The 14,344-nt window shown below is 66.1% G+C and carries 16 protein-coding genes and 1 tRNA gene; 14 read left to right on the top strand and 3 right to left on the bottom strand.

The window, feature by feature from the left end:
* The first annotated feature begins 1 nt into the window (after nt 1).
* The 7 genes from ACSFA5_RS28525 to ACSFA5_RS28495 all read left to right on the top strand — a co-directional run bounded on the left by ACSFA5_RS28525 (nt 2) and on the right by ACSFA5_RS28495 (nt 4,780).
* Nucleotides 2-535: a lipoprotein insertase outer membrane protein LolB gene (locus tag ACSFA5_RS28525; protein ID WP_435447411.1), complete on the top strand. Its 534-nt coding sequence runs from the start codon at nt 2-4 to the stop codon at nt 533-535.
* Nucleotides 532-1,428, top strand: coding sequence for a 4-(cytidine 5'-diphospho)-2-C-methyl-D-erythritol kinase (gene ispE, locus ACSFA5_RS28520; RefSeq protein ID WP_435447410.1), 897 nt, complete (start codon nt 532-534; stop codon nt 1,426-1,428). Before ACSFA5_RS28525 ends, ispE begins: the two co-directional genes overlap by 4 nt.
* Nucleotides 1,429-1,498: 70 nt before the next feature.
* Nucleotides 1,499-1,575 (top strand) — tRNA-Gln (locus tag ACSFA5_RS28515).
* Nucleotides 1,576-1,715: 140 nt separating this feature from the next.
* Nucleotides 1,716-2,690 (top strand): ribose-phosphate pyrophosphokinase, encoded by a 975-nt coding sequence (locus ACSFA5_RS28510; protein ID WP_435447409.1) that lies wholly within the window; start codon nt 1,716-1,718, stop codon nt 2,688-2,690.
* A gap of 95 nt (nt 2,691-2,785) precedes the next feature.
* Nucleotides 2,786-3,472: a 50S ribosomal protein L25/general stress protein Ctc gene (locus ACSFA5_RS28505; RefSeq protein ID WP_435447408.1), complete on the top strand. Its 687-nt coding sequence runs from the start codon at nt 2,786-2,788 to the stop codon at nt 3,470-3,472.
* A gap of 144 nt (nt 3,473-3,616) precedes the next feature.
* Nucleotides 3,617-4,249, top strand: a complete 633-nt coding sequence (gene pth / locus ACSFA5_RS28500; protein WP_435447407.1) for an aminoacyl-tRNA hydrolase — start codon at nt 3,617-3,619, stop codon at nt 4,247-4,249.
* Between the two features lie 36 nt (nt 4,250-4,285).
* On the top strand, nt 4,286-4,780 hold the full coding sequence (locus ACSFA5_RS28495; protein WP_435447406.1) for a hypothetical protein: 495 nt from the start codon (nt 4,286-4,288) through the stop codon (nt 4,778-4,780).
* A gap of 7 nt (nt 4,781-4,787) precedes the next feature.
* On the opposite strand, the gene ACSFA5_RS28490 is transcribed toward ACSFA5_RS28495, so the two are convergent.
* Nucleotides 4,788-5,063 (bottom strand): YfhL family 4Fe-4S dicluster ferredoxin, encoded by a 276-nt coding sequence (locus ACSFA5_RS28490; protein ID WP_435447405.1) that lies wholly within the window; start codon nt 5,061-5,063, stop codon nt 4,788-4,790.
* Between the two features lie 103 nt (nt 5,064-5,166).
* On the opposite strand from ACSFA5_RS28490, the gene ACSFA5_RS28485 reads away from it, so the two are divergent.
* The 6 genes from ACSFA5_RS28485 (at nt 5,167) to ACSFA5_RS28460 (ending at nt 12,134) form a co-directional block, all read left to right on the top strand.
* A complete protein-coding gene (locus tag ACSFA5_RS28485) occupies nt 5,167-6,117 on the top strand; it encodes an ABC transporter permease (protein ID WP_435447404.1) in 951 nt (316 codons plus the stop codon).
* Nucleotides 6,114-6,989: an ABC transporter permease gene (locus ACSFA5_RS28480; RefSeq protein ID WP_435447403.1), complete on the top strand. Its 876-nt coding sequence runs from the start codon at nt 6,114-6,116 to the stop codon at nt 6,987-6,989. The genes ACSFA5_RS28485 and ACSFA5_RS28480 overlap by 4 nt, the downstream gene beginning before the upstream one ends.
* A 15-nt stretch (nt 6,990-7,004) precedes the next feature.
* Nucleotides 7,005-7,994 carry an ABC transporter ATP-binding protein gene (locus tag ACSFA5_RS28475; RefSeq protein WP_435447402.1) on the top strand — a complete coding sequence of 330 codons (990 nt, stop codon included), beginning with the start codon at nt 7,005-7,007 and terminating at the stop codon, nt 7,992-7,994.
* Nucleotides 7,991-8,821 (top strand): ATP-binding cassette domain-containing protein, encoded by an 831-nt coding sequence (locus ACSFA5_RS28470; RefSeq protein ID WP_435447401.1) that lies wholly within the window; start codon nt 7,991-7,993, stop codon nt 8,819-8,821. The genes ACSFA5_RS28475 and ACSFA5_RS28470 overlap by 4 nt, the downstream gene beginning before the upstream one ends.
* Nucleotides 8,822-8,932: 111 nt before the next feature.
* Complete coding sequence (locus ACSFA5_RS28465) at nt 8,933-10,426, top strand: ABC transporter substrate-binding protein (RefSeq protein WP_435447400.1); 1,494 nt, start codon at nt 8,933-8,935, stop codon at nt 10,424-10,426.
* Nucleotides 10,427-10,646: 220 nt separating this feature from the next.
* Nucleotides 10,647-12,134, top strand: coding sequence for an ABC transporter substrate-binding protein (locus ACSFA5_RS28460; RefSeq protein WP_435447399.1), 1,488 nt, complete (start codon nt 10,647-10,649; stop codon nt 12,132-12,134).
* Nucleotides 12,135-12,281: 147 nt separating this feature from the next.
* Here the strand turns inward: ACSFA5_RS28460 and ACSFA5_RS28455 are convergent, their stop codons facing one another.
* Nucleotides 12,282-12,908, bottom strand: coding sequence for a YitT family protein (locus ACSFA5_RS28455; RefSeq protein WP_435447398.1), 627 nt, complete (start codon nt 12,906-12,908; stop codon nt 12,282-12,284).
* A 49-nt stretch (nt 12,909-12,957) separates the two neighbouring features.
* Nucleotides 12,958-13,818 (bottom strand): LysR family transcriptional regulator, encoded by an 861-nt coding sequence (locus ACSFA5_RS28450; RefSeq protein ID WP_435447397.1) that lies wholly within the window; start codon nt 13,816-13,818, stop codon nt 12,958-12,960.
* Between the two features lie 111 nt (nt 13,819-13,929).
* Between ACSFA5_RS28450 and ACSFA5_RS28445 the strand changes: the two genes are divergently transcribed.
* A complete protein-coding gene (locus ACSFA5_RS28445) occupies nt 13,930-14,328 on the top strand; it encodes a tautomerase family protein (protein ID WP_435447396.1) in 399 nt (132 codons plus the stop codon).
* The last annotated feature ends 16 nt before the right edge of the window (nt 14,329-14,344 follow it).

The following is a 14,344-nucleotide window of genomic DNA, read 5'->3' as shown; positions in this document are numbered from 1 at the left end:
CATGGTGCGTACTGCGGCACCGTCGAGCGAACAGGTCGACCACGGCCGCCGCGCTCTTCTGGCAGCAGGCGGCGCGGCCCTTCTCGTGATGGCGGGCTGCGCCCAGCTGTCAGGCGGCTCGTCGACGCCGAAGGCGTCGGACAGCTGGAGCGGGCGCATGTCGCTGCGCATCGAGAGCGAGCCGGTGCAGACCTTTGCCGCACTGTTCGAGCTTCGCGGATCTGCTGAAACTGGCGACCTCACGCTCACGACCCCCATCGGCAGCACGCTCGCTCAACTGCACTGGACACCCGGCGAAGCCCTGTTGAAGGACGGCAGCCACACGCGGCGCTTCGACTCGGTCGATGCACTGATCGAGGCGGCCACCGGCGCCGCCATTCCTGTCGGTGCGCTGTTCGGCTGGCTCGCCGGGCGCAACGACCCCGTGCCCGGCTGGAAGCCCGACCTGGCGCAGCTCGGCAACGGCCGCCTGCAGGCCTTGCGCGAATCGCCGGGCCCGCGCGCGGACCTGCGCATCGTTTTCGAACGGTCATGAAGGCGATCTACGACCTTCCCGCGCCGGCCAAACTCAACCTCTTCCTCCACATCACCGGCCAGCGCGACGACGGCTACCACCTGCTGCAGTCGGTGTTCATGCTGATCGACTGGTGCGACACGCTCCATGTCGAGCTGCGGCATGACGGACAGTTGAGCCGCGAAGACCTCACGACGGCGCTGCCCGCGGACGACCTGGTCCTGCGCGCGGCGCGCGCGCTGCAAGCCCATGCCACACCGGGGCAAGGCGCGCACATCGGCGTGGCCAAGCAAGTGCCGGCGCAGGCGGGCATGGGCGGCGGCTCTTCGGATGCGGCCACCTGCCTGCTCGCGCTCAATCGCCTGTGGGGGTTGAACTTGCCGCTGTCGCGGCTCGCGCACATCGGGCTGAAGCTGGGCGCCGATGTGCCGTTCTTTCTCGGCGGACGCAACGCGTGGGTCGAAGGCGTCGGAGAGCAACTGACACCGGTTACACTCCCGTCCGCTCGTTTCGCGGTGGCCAAACCGCCCGAGGGACTCGATACCCGATTAATTTTTTCAGCAACAGATCTTGAACGCGCTTCTCCTGTTGCTATAATCACAGGCTTTGCTGCAGAGAGCGAATCGCTCGAAGCGACAAACCTGGAAAGCTCGGTTTTGAGCGACTCGGTTTTCGATTTCGGCCACAACGATCTGCAGCCGGTTGCCCAAAGACTTTGCCCCGCGGTCACCGATGCCATCGAATGGCTCGGAACCCAAGGATTGAAGGCACGGATGACCGGCTCCGGAAGTTCGGTGTTCGCGAAATTGCCGCAAGCGCTGCAGAGAGCGGAACTGCTGCAAGCCCCCAAAGGCTGGCAGGTTCGTGAATGCAGCAACCTGGAAGTTCATCCGCTGTACGGATGGGCAACCTGAAGATAGTCGACCCGTTCATTCGGTTCGACGCGACATATATCGGTTGGTGGTGAAAACCGTCGACCCGTGTAGGGGAGTCGCCAAGCTGGTTAAGGCACTGGATTTTGATTCCAGCATGCAAAGGTTCGAATCCTTTCTCCCCTGCCAAATCTTCAAAGACTGCGGCCCGACGGCCGCAGTCTTCATTTGCAGCCCACCCGCTGCAATAATCGGCGGCTCACCGGCCGCCACGCATCACCAACCTTTTGGCGGCTTCCTCAGCCAATTCGCACAGCCGGGACGCGCTCATGCAGGCTAATCACCCTGACTTCATGGTTTTCACCGGCAACGCCAATCCAGGCCTTGCCGCAGAAATCGCGCACAACCTCGGCACCTCGCTGGGCGCCGCACGCGTCGGTCGCTTCTCGGACGGTGAAGTCACCGTCGAGATCAACCAGAACGTACGGGCACGCGATGTGTTCGTGGTGCAGTCGACCTGCGCGCCGACCAACGAAAACCTGATGGAACTGCTGATCATGGTCGACGCGCTCAAGCGCGCTTCGGCCGAACGCATCAGCGCCGTGATTCCCTACTTCGGCTATGCCCGCCAGGACCGCCGCCCGCGTTCGAGCCGCGTGCCGATCTCGGCCAAGGTGGTGGCCAACCTGCTGGAAACCGTCGGTGTGGAGCGCGTGCTCACGATGGACCTTCACGCCGACCAGATCCAGGGCTTCTTCGACATCCCGGTCGACAACATCTACGCCTCGCCGGTGCTGCTGGGCGACCTGCGCGCAAAGAACTACGAAGACCTGATCGTGGTCTCGCCCGACGTCGGCGGCGTGGTTCGCGCCCGTGCGCTGGCCAAGCAACTGAACTGCGACCTCGCGATCATCGACAAGCGCCGTCCGAAGGCCAACGTCAGCGAAGTCATGAACGTGATCGGCGAGATCGACGGGCGCAACTGCGTGATCATGGACGACATGATCGACACGGCCGGCACGCTGGTCAAAGCGGCCGAGGTGCTGAAAGAGCGCGGCGCCAAGAGCGTCTACGCCTACTGCACGCACCCGATCTTCTCGGGTCCGGCCATCGAGCGCATCACGCAGGGCTCGGCCCTCGACGAAGTCGTCGTGACCAACACCATTCCACTTTCCGACGCGGCCCTGGCCTGCGGAAAGGTTCGCCAGCTCTCCGTGGCACCGCTGATCGCCGAAACGATCCAGCGCATTGCCAAGGGCGAGTCGGTGATGAGTTTGTTCTCGGACCAGGACAACCTGTTCTGATCTGAGCAAAAAGCGGGCGCCTCTCCGTTTGCGGACAGGCGCCCTTGTTGAACCGGAGTCGCACTGGTCGCGGTGGACTCCCACAGGAGCTAACTATGAAATTCGTCGCTTTTGAGCGCGCCAAGCAGGGCACGGGTGCGAGCCGCCGTCTCCGCACCTCGGGCAAGACCCCCGGCATCGTCTACGGTGGTGACACCCAGCCGCAACTGATCGAAATCGATCACAACGCGCTGTGGCACGCCCTGAAGAAGGAAGCCTTCCATGCGACCGTGCTCGAAATGGAAATGGGCGGCAACGTCAGCAAGGTTCTGCTGCGCGACGTGCAATACCACCCGTTCCGCCAGCTGGTGCAACACATCGACTTCCAGCGCGTCGATGCCAAGACCCGCATGACCCTGAAGGTGCCCCTGCACTTCAAGGGCGAGGAAGAGTCCGATGCCGTCAAGATCGAGCAAAACCTGGTCAACCACGTCACGACCGAACTGGAAGTGAACTGCCTGCCGTCCGAACTGCCCGAGTTCATCGAAGTCGACCTGTCGGGTCTGAAGAAGAACGGCACCGTCACGCTGAAGGACATCAAGCTGCCCCGCGGCGTGAAGTGGGTCAGCCACGGCAAGGTCAACCCGGTGCTGGCTTCGGCCGTCGCGCCTGCGGCTGAAGAAGTCGACGCTCCCGCCGAAGGCGCAGCAGCTGCCGACGCAGCTCCCGCACCGGCCGGCAAGGGTGGCAAGGCTGCTCCGGCTGCCAAGACCCCCGCGGCCAAGGCGCCTGCCAAGAAGTAATTCACTTCCAAGCGTCCGCTGCTTCAGAAGGCCCGCCCCGTGCGGGCCTTTTTGCTTTTTTGCCCGTCCCGTGCGGGCCTTTTCGCTTTTTTGCCCGTCCCGCGCGGGCCTTTTGCTTTTCTGCGAACCGGATAATCCACGACCATGATCAAGCTGTTCGTCGGCCTCGGAAACCCGGGCCCTGAGTACGAAGCCACGCGGCACAACGCGGGCTTCTGGTGGATCGACGCCCTCGCGCGCGACTGGAAACTCAACCTCGTGCCCGAGCGCAGTTACCACGGCTTCGCCGCGCGCACCACCATCGCAGGCCAGAGCATCTGGCTGCTGGAGCCCCAGACCTTCATGAACCTGTCGGGCAAGTCGGTCGGCGCCCTGGCGCGCTTCTTCAAGATCGCGCCCGAGGAGATCCTGGTCGTGCACGACGAGCTCGACGTGGTCCCCGGCCAGGCCAAGCTGAAATTCGGCGGCAGCCATGCCGGCCACAACGGCCTGCGCGACATCCACGCGCAGCTCGGCACCGGAGACTACTGGCGGCTGCGCCTGGGCATCGGACACCCCGGCGTGAAGTCGGAGGTCGTCAACTGGGTGCTGAAGAAACCGCTCAAGGAACAACGCGAAGCGATCGAGGACGCCATCGTCCGCACCCTGCACGCGGTTCCCGCGCTGGTCGCGGGCGAGATGGAGAAAGCGACCTTGCTCATTCACACGAGCAAACCGCCCCGGCCCAAACCGCCGCGGCGGGAGCCCGGCGACGGGGGCACGCCTGCCGCCACCTAGCCGGCCACCGGAGTGCAGGAAGGGAGAGAAATAAAAATGAGCCAGAAGAGCAAAAGAAGAACGACAGGGCGGCATGCGGCAGTCGCTCTGTTTTTGATAGCGACATGCGCATGTTCGATGGGCGTAAATGCCCAAAATGCCGCGCAAACCTGGCGATGCGGCAGCACCTATTCCGACCGCCCCTGCGAAGGCGGCAGGCCGGTGAAGGTGGAAGACCCCCGCAGCGATCAGGACCGCAGGGCGGCAGACACGGGTGCACGCAACGCACAGGCCCAGGCCGACCACCTGGAGCGCACGCGGCTGTCGCAGGAAAAGGCCGCTTACGACCGCGACCAGCGGGCTGCCCGTGAAGCAAGAAGCGCGAGCCTGGCCGAAAGGCGGCTCGCCATGTCCGAGCAAAGGGAGCGGGACCGTGCGCGCAAGGCGCTCGGCGAGCCGAACAAGTCGAGCATGAGCTTCAAGGGCCCGCCCGGCGACAAGCATGCCGGCGACGCCCCGAAGAAAAAGAAGAAGCGCAAGTCCGCCGACTGAACGCGGGCTAGACGCCGGCTGAAGCTGCCGTCACCTTGATCGCCGTGAGGCGCTGGTACTTCTGCATCAGCGTCTCGCGGCTTTCCACATGCGCGGGGTTCAGCGGAATGCAGGCCACCGGGCAGATCTGCACGCATTGCGGCTCGTCGAAGTGGCCGACGCATTCGGTGCACTTGTGCGGATCGATCTCGTAATAGTCGGCGCCCACGTAGATGGCGTCGTTCGGGCACTCGGGCTCGCAGACATCGCAGTTGATGCATTCGTCGGTGATCATGAGGGCCATGCCCCGATTATCGGCGGGCCGATCCCGGCAATTGACGGTGAATGACAAAGGCCACATTCACGGCACATTTGTTGCAGGAGTCAGTTATGCTGCGCCCCGCCCCATGAGCCTGTTTCTAATAAAGCGCCTTGCCACGCTGATCGGCACCTTGATCGGCGCCTCGGTCATTGTTTTTCTCGTCCTCGAGATCCTGCCCGGCAACGCCGCGCAGATGCTCATGGGCCCCGATGCAGCACCCGAAGCCGTGGCGGCCCTTGCCACCAAGCTGGGTCTGGACCAACCCGCGTGGACGCGCTACTGGCACTGGATCGCCGGCCTGCTCACCGGCAACCTCGGCGACAGCTACGCCTACAGCTCCCCGGTGCTCGACCTCATCCTCGAACGCCTGGCGCTCACCGTTCCGCTCGCGCTGCTGGCGATGGCGTTCACCGTGGTCATTGCGCTGCTCGTGGGCGTGACCGCCGCCGCAAGGCACAACAAGCTGGGCGACGTCGGACTGATGGGCATGGCCCAGGTCGGCATCGCCATCCCGAACTTCTGGTTCGCGATTCTTCTGATCCTCGTGTTCTCGGTGCAGCTGCAGTGGTTCTCCGCGGGCGGCTTCGAGGGCTGGGGCGAAGGCTTCTTCGCGGGGCTGAAGTCGCTGTTGCTGCCAGCGCTCTCGCTGGCCGTGGTGCAGGCCGCGATCCTCGCGCGCATCACGCGCTCGGCGGTGCTCGAGGTGATGCGCGAAGACTTCGTGCGCACCGCGCGCGCCAAGGGCGTGTCGCAGCGCATGGTGCTGTGGACCCACGTGCTGCGCAACGCGATGATCCCCGTCATCACCGTCATGGGCATGCAGTTCTCCGAGCTGCTCGCGGGCACCATCGTGGTGGAGAACGTGTTCTACCTTCCCGGTCTTGGCCGTCTCATCTTCCAGGCCATCAGCAACCGCGACCTGATCGTGGTGCGCAACTGCGTGATGCTGCTCGCAGCCATGGTGGTCATCGTGAATTTCGTGGTCGACGTGCTGTACGCCGTGATCGACCCGCGCATCAAGGCCAGCGACATATGAGCAGCATCACAGCTCCGAGCGCCGCCGCGCTCAAGGTGCCGGGCTTCTGGCGCCGTGCGCTGCAGCACCGCAGCTTCGTCATCGGCGGCGTGCTCGCCGCCCTGCTGCTGCTTGCCGCGCTCGTCTCCTTCGTGTGGACGCCGTGGTCGCCCTATGCGATGGACATGCCCAACAAGATGCAGGCGCCCTCGGCGTCGCACTGGCTGGGCACCGATGCATTCGGTCGCGACGTCGCTTCGCTGCTGCTGGTGGGCGCACGCGCATCCATCCTCGTGGGTGTGATCGCGGTCGGCATCGGCCTCGTGATCGGCACGGCCCTGGGCCTGCTGGCGGCCGCGAAACGCGGCTGGATCGAAGAAGCCATCATGCGGCTCACCGACTTCACGCTCGCGTTCCCCGCCATCCTCTCCGCGATCATGATGACGGCCGTGTTCGGCGCGGGCATCGTCAACGCGATCATCGCGATCGGCATCTACAACATCCCGACCTTCGCACGCATCACGCGCGCATCGGCCAACGCGATCTGGTCGCGCGAATACGTGGCCGCGGCGCGTGCCTGCGGCAAGGGGCCGTTCGCCATCACCATGCAGCACGTGCTGCCGAACATCTCGGCCGTGCTGATCGTGCAGATCACCATCCGCTTCGCCATCGCCATCCTGGCCGAAGCCGCGCTCTCGTACCTGGGCCTGGGCACGCAGCCGCCGCAGCCTTCGTGGGGCCGCATGCTCAGCGAGGCGCAGACCATGATGTTCCAGTCGCCCCTGCTCGCGGTGTTCCCGGGCCTGGCCATCGCCTTTGCCGTGCTCGGGCTGAACCTGCTGGGCGACGGCCTGCGCGACCTGCTGGACCCACGCCTGGCCCGCGCAAGGTAACCCGAGGCAAGCCGGATGCCCCTTCTCCAAGTCAAGGACCTGCACATCGAACTGCAGACACAACGCGGCCCCGCCGAGGCCGTGCGCGGCATTTCGTTCTCGCTCGAGCGCGGCGAAACGCTGGGCATCGTCGGCGAGTCGGGCTGCGGCAAGTCGATCACCGTGATGTCGCTCATGGGCCTGCTGCCCTCGAGCGCGAAGGTCACGGGCAGCATCCGCTTCGACGACACCGAACTGGTCGGCCGCGACGAAAAAGCCATGTGCCAGATCCGCGGCAACCGCATCGGCATGATCTTCCAGGAGCCGATGACGGCGCTGAACCCGGTGCACACCATCGCGCGCCAGGTCGGCGAGCCGCTGCGGCTGCACCGCGGTCTCTCGAAAGCCGACACGCGCAAGGAAGTGCTCGCACTGCTCGAACGCGTGGGCATCCCCGACGCGGCTACGCGGCTCGATGCGTATCCGCACCAGTTCTCCGGCGGCCAGCGCCAGCGCATCGGCATCGCGATGGCGCTGGCCTGCGGTCCCGACCTGCTGATTGCCGACGAACCGACCACCGCGCTCGACGTCACCATCCAGAAGCAGATCCTCGAGCTCATCCAGAGCCTGGTCGCAGAGCGCGGCATGGCGCTGATTTTGATCTCGCACGACCTCGGCGTGATCGCGCAGACGGTCTCGAAGATGCTCGTGATGTACGGCGGCAGCGTGGTCGAGAGCGGCCCGACCGAGACCGTGTTCGCGCGCCGCGCGCACCCCTACACGCAGGGCCTGTTCGCCGCGCGTCCCGCCATCGGCGCGCCGCGCGGCCTGCGTTTGGCCACCATCAAGGGCAGCGTGCCCGAGCTGGTCGACCTGCCGCCGGGCTGCCCGTTCGCGGGCCGCTGCAGCTACACCGTGGACGCCTGCCAGACCACCCGGCCGCCGGCGACGATGCTGCCGAACGACCATGCGGTGCGCTGCATACGGCTTGAAGAAATCGCCGTGCAGGGAGCGATCGCACCGTGAGCGCACCCACCCCCACTTCACCGCTGCTGCAGGTCACCGACCTCGTGCGCCACTACGCGCTGCCGCGCGAGAAGCTCTTCGGCCCGCCGCCGACCGTGAAGGCGCTCAACGGCGTGAGCTTCAAGGTCGAGGCCGGCCGCAGCGTGGGCATCGTCGGCGAATCGGGTTCGGGCAAGTCGACCATCGCGCGGCTGGTGATGGCGCTGGACACGCCCACCTCGGGCACCGTCTCGCTCGAAGGCCGCAACCTGCACACGCTGTCGAAAGACGCGCTGCGCACCGCGCGCCGCGACTTCCAGATGGTGTTCCAGGACCCTTACGGTTCGCTCGACCCGCGCCAGACCGTGGCGCGCATCGTGGCCGAGCCGCTCGAGGCGCTGGCCGAGACCCGCCGCGCCGAGCAGCGCGAGCGCGCCTCGGAAGCGCTTGCCGCCGTGGGTTTGCGCACCACCGACATGGACAAGTACCCGCACGAGTTCTCGGGCGGCCAGCGCCAGCGCATCGCCATCGCGCGTGCGCTCATCACGCGGCCCAAGCTCATCGTGGCCGACGAGCCGGTGAGCGCGCTTGACGTGTCGGTGCAGGCGCAGGTACTCAACCTGATGCAAGACCTGCAGCAGCAGTTCGGCGTCAGTTACCTGCTCATCAGCCACGACCTTGCGGTGGTCAACCACCTGTGCGACGACGTGTGCGTGGTGTGGAAGGGCAAGATCGTCGAGCAGGGCCCGCCCGCCGAGCTGTTCCACCATGCGCAGCACGAGTACACGCGCACGCTGCTCGACGCCGTGCCGCGCACGCCCACCGGCGGCACGCTGCTGGCCGGTTGACACCGAAGCGTCGCCAGCCGTCCTTAGGATGAGTGGGTCATAAGCATCTGGTTGCGCCCGCGCCCCGGTCTCGCGGATGATGCTTGCCCCTTGTTCGGAGGACATCGCTTCATGCTCAAAAGACGCACCCTGCTCGCCACCGGCGCCGCAGCCCTCACACCGCTGGTCCTGCCGACCCCGGTCTTCGCGCAGCGAAAAAAAGATGCGCTGGTGATCGGCCTCACGCTGGAGCCGACGGGTCTGGACCCCACGGCCAAGGCCGGCGCCGAGATCGCCGAGGTGGTGCTCTACACCATCTTCGAGACGCTCACCAAGATCAACTCCGACGGCAGCGTCACGCCGCTGCTGGCCGAGAGCTGGGACATCTCGCCCGACCTGAAGACCTACACCTTCAAGCTCAGGCACGGCGTGAAGTTCCAGAACGGCGAGCCGTTCAACGCGCAGACCGTCAAGTTCTCGTTCGACCGTGCAGCCGCCGCCAACAGCACCAACAAGGACAAGCGCACCTTCACCAACATCGCGACGCAGGTGCTCGACGAGCACACCGTGGTGCTGATCAACAAGGAGATCGAGCCCGACCTGCTGTTCCTGCTGGGCCAGGCCTCGGCCATCCTGGTGGAGCCCAAGACGGTGGAGACCAACGCCACGAAGCCGGTCGGCACCGGTCCCTACCGGCTGGACAGCTGGTCCAAGGGTTCGGGCATCGTGCTGGCCAAGTGGGAGGGCTTTCGCAATGCGGCGGCGGTGCAGATCCGCAAGGCGAGCTTTCGCTTCATCTCGGAACCCGCCGCGCAGACCACCGCGCTGCTGTCGAACGACGTCGACCTGTTCCCGCACGCCTCGGTGTCGCGCAGCCTGCCGCAGTTCCAGAACGACAAGCGCTTTCAGATCGTGTTCAACGTGTCGCGCGGCAAGACCATCCTGGCCATCAACAACAAGCGCAAGCCGCTGGACGACGTGCGCGTGCGCCGCGCCATTGCGGCGGCCATCGACCGCAAGGCCGTGATCGAAGCGGCTGTGGACGGCCGCGGCATTCCCATCGGCAGCCACTATGTGCCGGGCGCGCCGGGCTACGTGGACACCACCGGCATCAACCCCTTCGACATCGAGAAGGCGAAGAAGCTGCTGGCCGAGGCCGGCGTGAAGACACCGCTCGAACTCGATCTGGTGCTGCCGCCCCCGCCCTATGCACGCCAGGGCGGCGAGCTCATCGCCGCGCAGCTGGCCAAGATCGGCATCGTCGCGAAGATCCAGAACGTCGAATGGGCGCAGTGGATCAGCGGCACCTACGGCAACAAGAACTACGACCTCTCGCTGATCCTGCACGTCGAGCCCTTCGACCTGGTGAACTACACCAAGCCCGAGTACTACTGGGGCTACCAGTCGGCAAAATTCAACGAGCTGTTCGACAAGGCGCGCAACAGCGCGCGCCCTGCCGACCGGCTGCGCTACCTCGGCGACGCGCAGCGGCTGCTCGCGGAGGACTCGGCCAACGTGTTCCTGTTTCAGCCGCAGTTCATCACCGTGGCGTCGCGCAACCTGCGCGGGCTGTGGAAGGACGCGCCGATCTTCGTGAACGACATCGCGGCCCTGTCGTGGGCTTGAAGTAAACGCCCACAGAGCCGCGCCCTACGGGAACGTCCCGAGGAAAAACCGCCCTGCGGGCCGCGCGGCGGCATGCCCGCTGCGAGAGAATGACCGGCTGCGCACGTGGCATCTTTCGTGCTGCGTGTCATGTCTTTCGCCACGCCGCGCCTCCCTTCGGGGCACGGCGCGCGCCGAAGCAGTCCTTCGACCTGGCCCTGTTTTTTCGGAGATCACACGTATGTTGAACCGCCGCACCCTTCTCACCACCGCTGGCGCCACCGTTGCGCTGGCCACCCCGCTTGCCGGCATGGCGCAGGGCAGGAAGGACGCCATCGTGATCGGCATGGCGCTCGAACCGCCGGGCCTGGACCCGACCTCGGGCGCCGCCGCAGCCATCGCCGAGGTAGTGCAGTACAACATCCTGGAGACGCTCACCAAGATCAACGCCGACGGCAGCGTCACGCCGCTGCTGGCCGACAGCTGGGAAGTCTCGCCCGACCTGAAGACCTACACCTTCAAGCTCAAGCGTGGCGTGAAGTTCCAGAACGGCGAGCCGTTCAACGCCGCCGCCGTCAAGTTCTCGTTCGACCGCGCCGGCGGCGAGAAGAGCACCAACAAGGACAAGCGCACCTTCGCCAACCTGTCCACGCAGGCAGTGGACGACTACACGGTGGTCGTCATCAACAAGGAGATCGACCCCGACCTGCCCTTCGTGCTGGGCCAGGCCACGGCCGTCATCGTCGAGCCCAAGAGCGCCGACACCAACGCCAACAAGCCCGTGGGTACCGGCCCCTACAAGCTGGACGCCTGGGCCAAGGGCTCGTCGCTCACGCTGAGCAAGTGGGAAGGCTTTCGCAGCCCCTCCACCGCGAAGATCAACAAGGTCACCTTCCGCTTCATCTCCGACACGGCCGCGCAGGCTGCCGCGCTGCTGTCGGGCGACGTGGACGTGTTCGCGCGCATCGGCACGCGCGTGGTGCCGCAGTTCAAGATGAACCCGCAGTTCCAGGTGATCCTGGCGGGTTCGCGCGCCAAGACCATCCTGTCGATCAACAACAGGAAGAAGCCGCTGGACGACGTGCGCGTGCGCCGCGCCATCCTGGCGGCCATCGACCGCAAGACGGTCATCGAAGGCGCGGCCGACGGCTTCGGCGTGCCCATCGGCAGCCACTACGTGCCGGGCGCGGCGGGCTATGTAGACACCACCGGCGTCAACCCCTTCGACATCGAGAAGGCCAAGAAGCTGCTGGCCGAGGCCGGCGTGAAGACGCCGCTCGAACTGAAGATGACCCTGCCGCCGCCGCCTTATGCACGCCAGGGCGGCGAGGTGATCGTGGCCCAGCTGGCCAAGATCGGCATCGTGGTGAAGGTGCAGAACGTCGAGTGGGCGCAGTGGCTCAGCGGCACCTACGGCAACAAGGACTACGACCTGTCGATCGTGTCCCACGTGGAGCCCTTCGACCTCGGCAACTACGCCAAGTCGGACTACTACTGGGGCTACCAGTCGAAGACCTTCGACACGCTGTTCGACAAGATCAAGAACACCGGCAGCACGGCCGAGCGCAACAAGCTGCTGGGCGACGCGCAGAAGCTGCTGGCCACCGACGCGGCCAACGGCTTCCTGTACCAGCCGCAGTTCCCGACCATCGCGAAGAAGAACGTGAAGGGCCTGTGGAAGGACAACCCGATCTTCGTGAACGACCTCTCGGCGCTGTCCTGGGGTTGAGCGACCTGCAGGGCGCGCGGCGTCCTGCTTGGAGGCGCCGATGTTCAGGGCGCGCTCACGCCGACGGGGACTTTCGCGCAGGCGAGTACCCGATGGCCTGTGCACTCGCCCTGAACAACAGCGCCAACAAGAACCCTCCACAAAAACTCAGGTAGCCGCGTACCGCCCCGGCTTGTGGTTGATCCACAAGAACAGCCCCATCACCACCGCAGCCACGACCGACCAGCCCACGCGCTCCGGTGGAATCACGAACAGCGCGAACAGCACCACCGTGCAGTCGATGCCGATCTGCACCTTGCCGGCCGGCCAACCGCGCTTTTCCTGCAGGTACAGCGTCAACACCGTCGCACCGCCCAGGCTGGCGCGGTGACGGGCCAGGAACAGGCAGCCCGTGCCCAGCAGCAACCCGCCCAGCACCGCCGCAAACGCCGGGTGCAACGAATGGATCGACAGGTAGCGCGGCGCCCAGTCGGTCATCACCGAGAGCAACGCGATCGCCGAGAAGGTCTTCACCGTGAAAGCCCGGCCCATGTGACGCCAGGCGAACCAGTAGAACGGCAGGTTGACCAGGAAGAACAGCTTGCCGAAGCTCACGCCGGTGGCGTAGTGCAAGAGAAACGCGACGCCGGCCGTGCCGCCTGTGAGCAGGCCGGCCTGGCCGAACAGCATCATGGCGATGGCGACGAACAGCGTGCCCGAAAAGATGGCCTGCGCGTCGTCGAAACGGGAATGGCGCAGCCAGGCGGGCGTGGAAGTAGGAGGTGGCGCATCCATGGCAAGGGTGACGCAAATCCCGCGCCACCTTGCCCTGACGCGGGCCGGCTCACACCAGGTGCGTGGCCAGCATCTCCCGGGCCCGGGTCACGAACGCCGTTTCACCCCGCCGCCCCGGCAGCAGCTCGAAGGCCACGCGCGGCAACGCCGGCAGACCGTGGGGCGTGGCCAACCGCGCCACCCCGTCGCTGATAGCCGACTCGTTCAGGCAGGCCACGCCCAGGCCCGCGGCCAGCGCTGACTGCAACCCCGCCACGCCCGACGCCACGTGCGCGAGCGCATAGGGCACGCGCCGGCGCCGCAGCAACGCGACCGTGAACTGGTGCAGCGAACAGGTGTCCGGCAACGCCAGCAGCCGCAACGGCTCACCGCGCACGAGCCGCATGCCCGCCGCGCCGAGCCACGCGAGCGACTCGCGCCGAATCGCCGACGCCCGGGGCTGCGCGGCCGAAACCCCGGCGATGTTCATCGCGAGGCCCACGTCGAACTCCCCGCGCGCATAGGCCGCGCGCAGTGCGTCGCTCTTCAGGATGGCCACGTTCAGCCGGACCTGCGGATAGCTCTCGCCGAGCCGGCCCAGCAGGTGCGTGAGGTCGCCGGGGCGAAAGTAGTCGGTCACGGCCAGCCGCAGTTCGCCCTGCAGCGCCTCGCCGTGCAGGTCGCGAAACGCCTCGTCGCTCATCGCCAGGATGCGCCGGGCATGGCCCAGCAGCCGCAGCCCTGCCTCGGTCGGTGAGACGCCCGCCTTGCCGCGCGTGAGCAGCGACTGCCCCGCACGCGCTTCCAGCTTGCGGATCTGCTCGCTCACCGACGACTGCGACAGGAAGACGCGCGGCGCGGCGGCCGTGAGGCTGCCCGCGTCGACCACCGCCGCGAGCGTGCGCAACTGTTCCAGATCGAAACCCTGCATGGCCCATCCATTCGTTTATCCGATGGAACTCATCATATCTTCCCGCTTTTCCGATTGACGCGCAGTTTTCACAATCACCTCATCGACCATTCGTTCACACAGGAGTCCACCATGCCCCACATCGTCGTCCACCTCTCCGGCCAACCCGACGCCGCCCTCACCCGCAAGACAGTCGACACGGTCGCAGAGCTCACGCAGAGCGTGCTCGGCAAGCAGCTGCCGGTGATCGCCATCACCGTGCAGTACATCGCCGCCGACGCCTGGTTCATCGGCGCCCAGCCGCTGGCCGCGCTCGGCAAGTCGGCCTTCCACCTGGACATCAGCATCACCGACGAGACCAACACCAAGGCCGAGAAGGCGCGCTACCTGCGCGAGGTGCATGCGGCCATGGCGAAGATCCGGCCCGACCTGCACGATGTGTCGTACATCCACGTGATCGACTCGCGCGGCGCGGCCTACGGCTACGGCGGCAAGACGCAGGAGTACCGCCACCAGCAGGCCGGGGTTTGAAGGCTTTGCGAGGGCA

The organism is Variovorax monticola (genome assembly GCF_051216855.1).
GTDB lineage: Bacteria > Pseudomonadota > Gammaproteobacteria > Burkholderiales > Burkholderiaceae_C > Variovorax.
The sequence above is the reverse complement of the archived record's forward strand: the minus strand, read 5'-3'. Positions and strand labels throughout refer to the sequence as shown.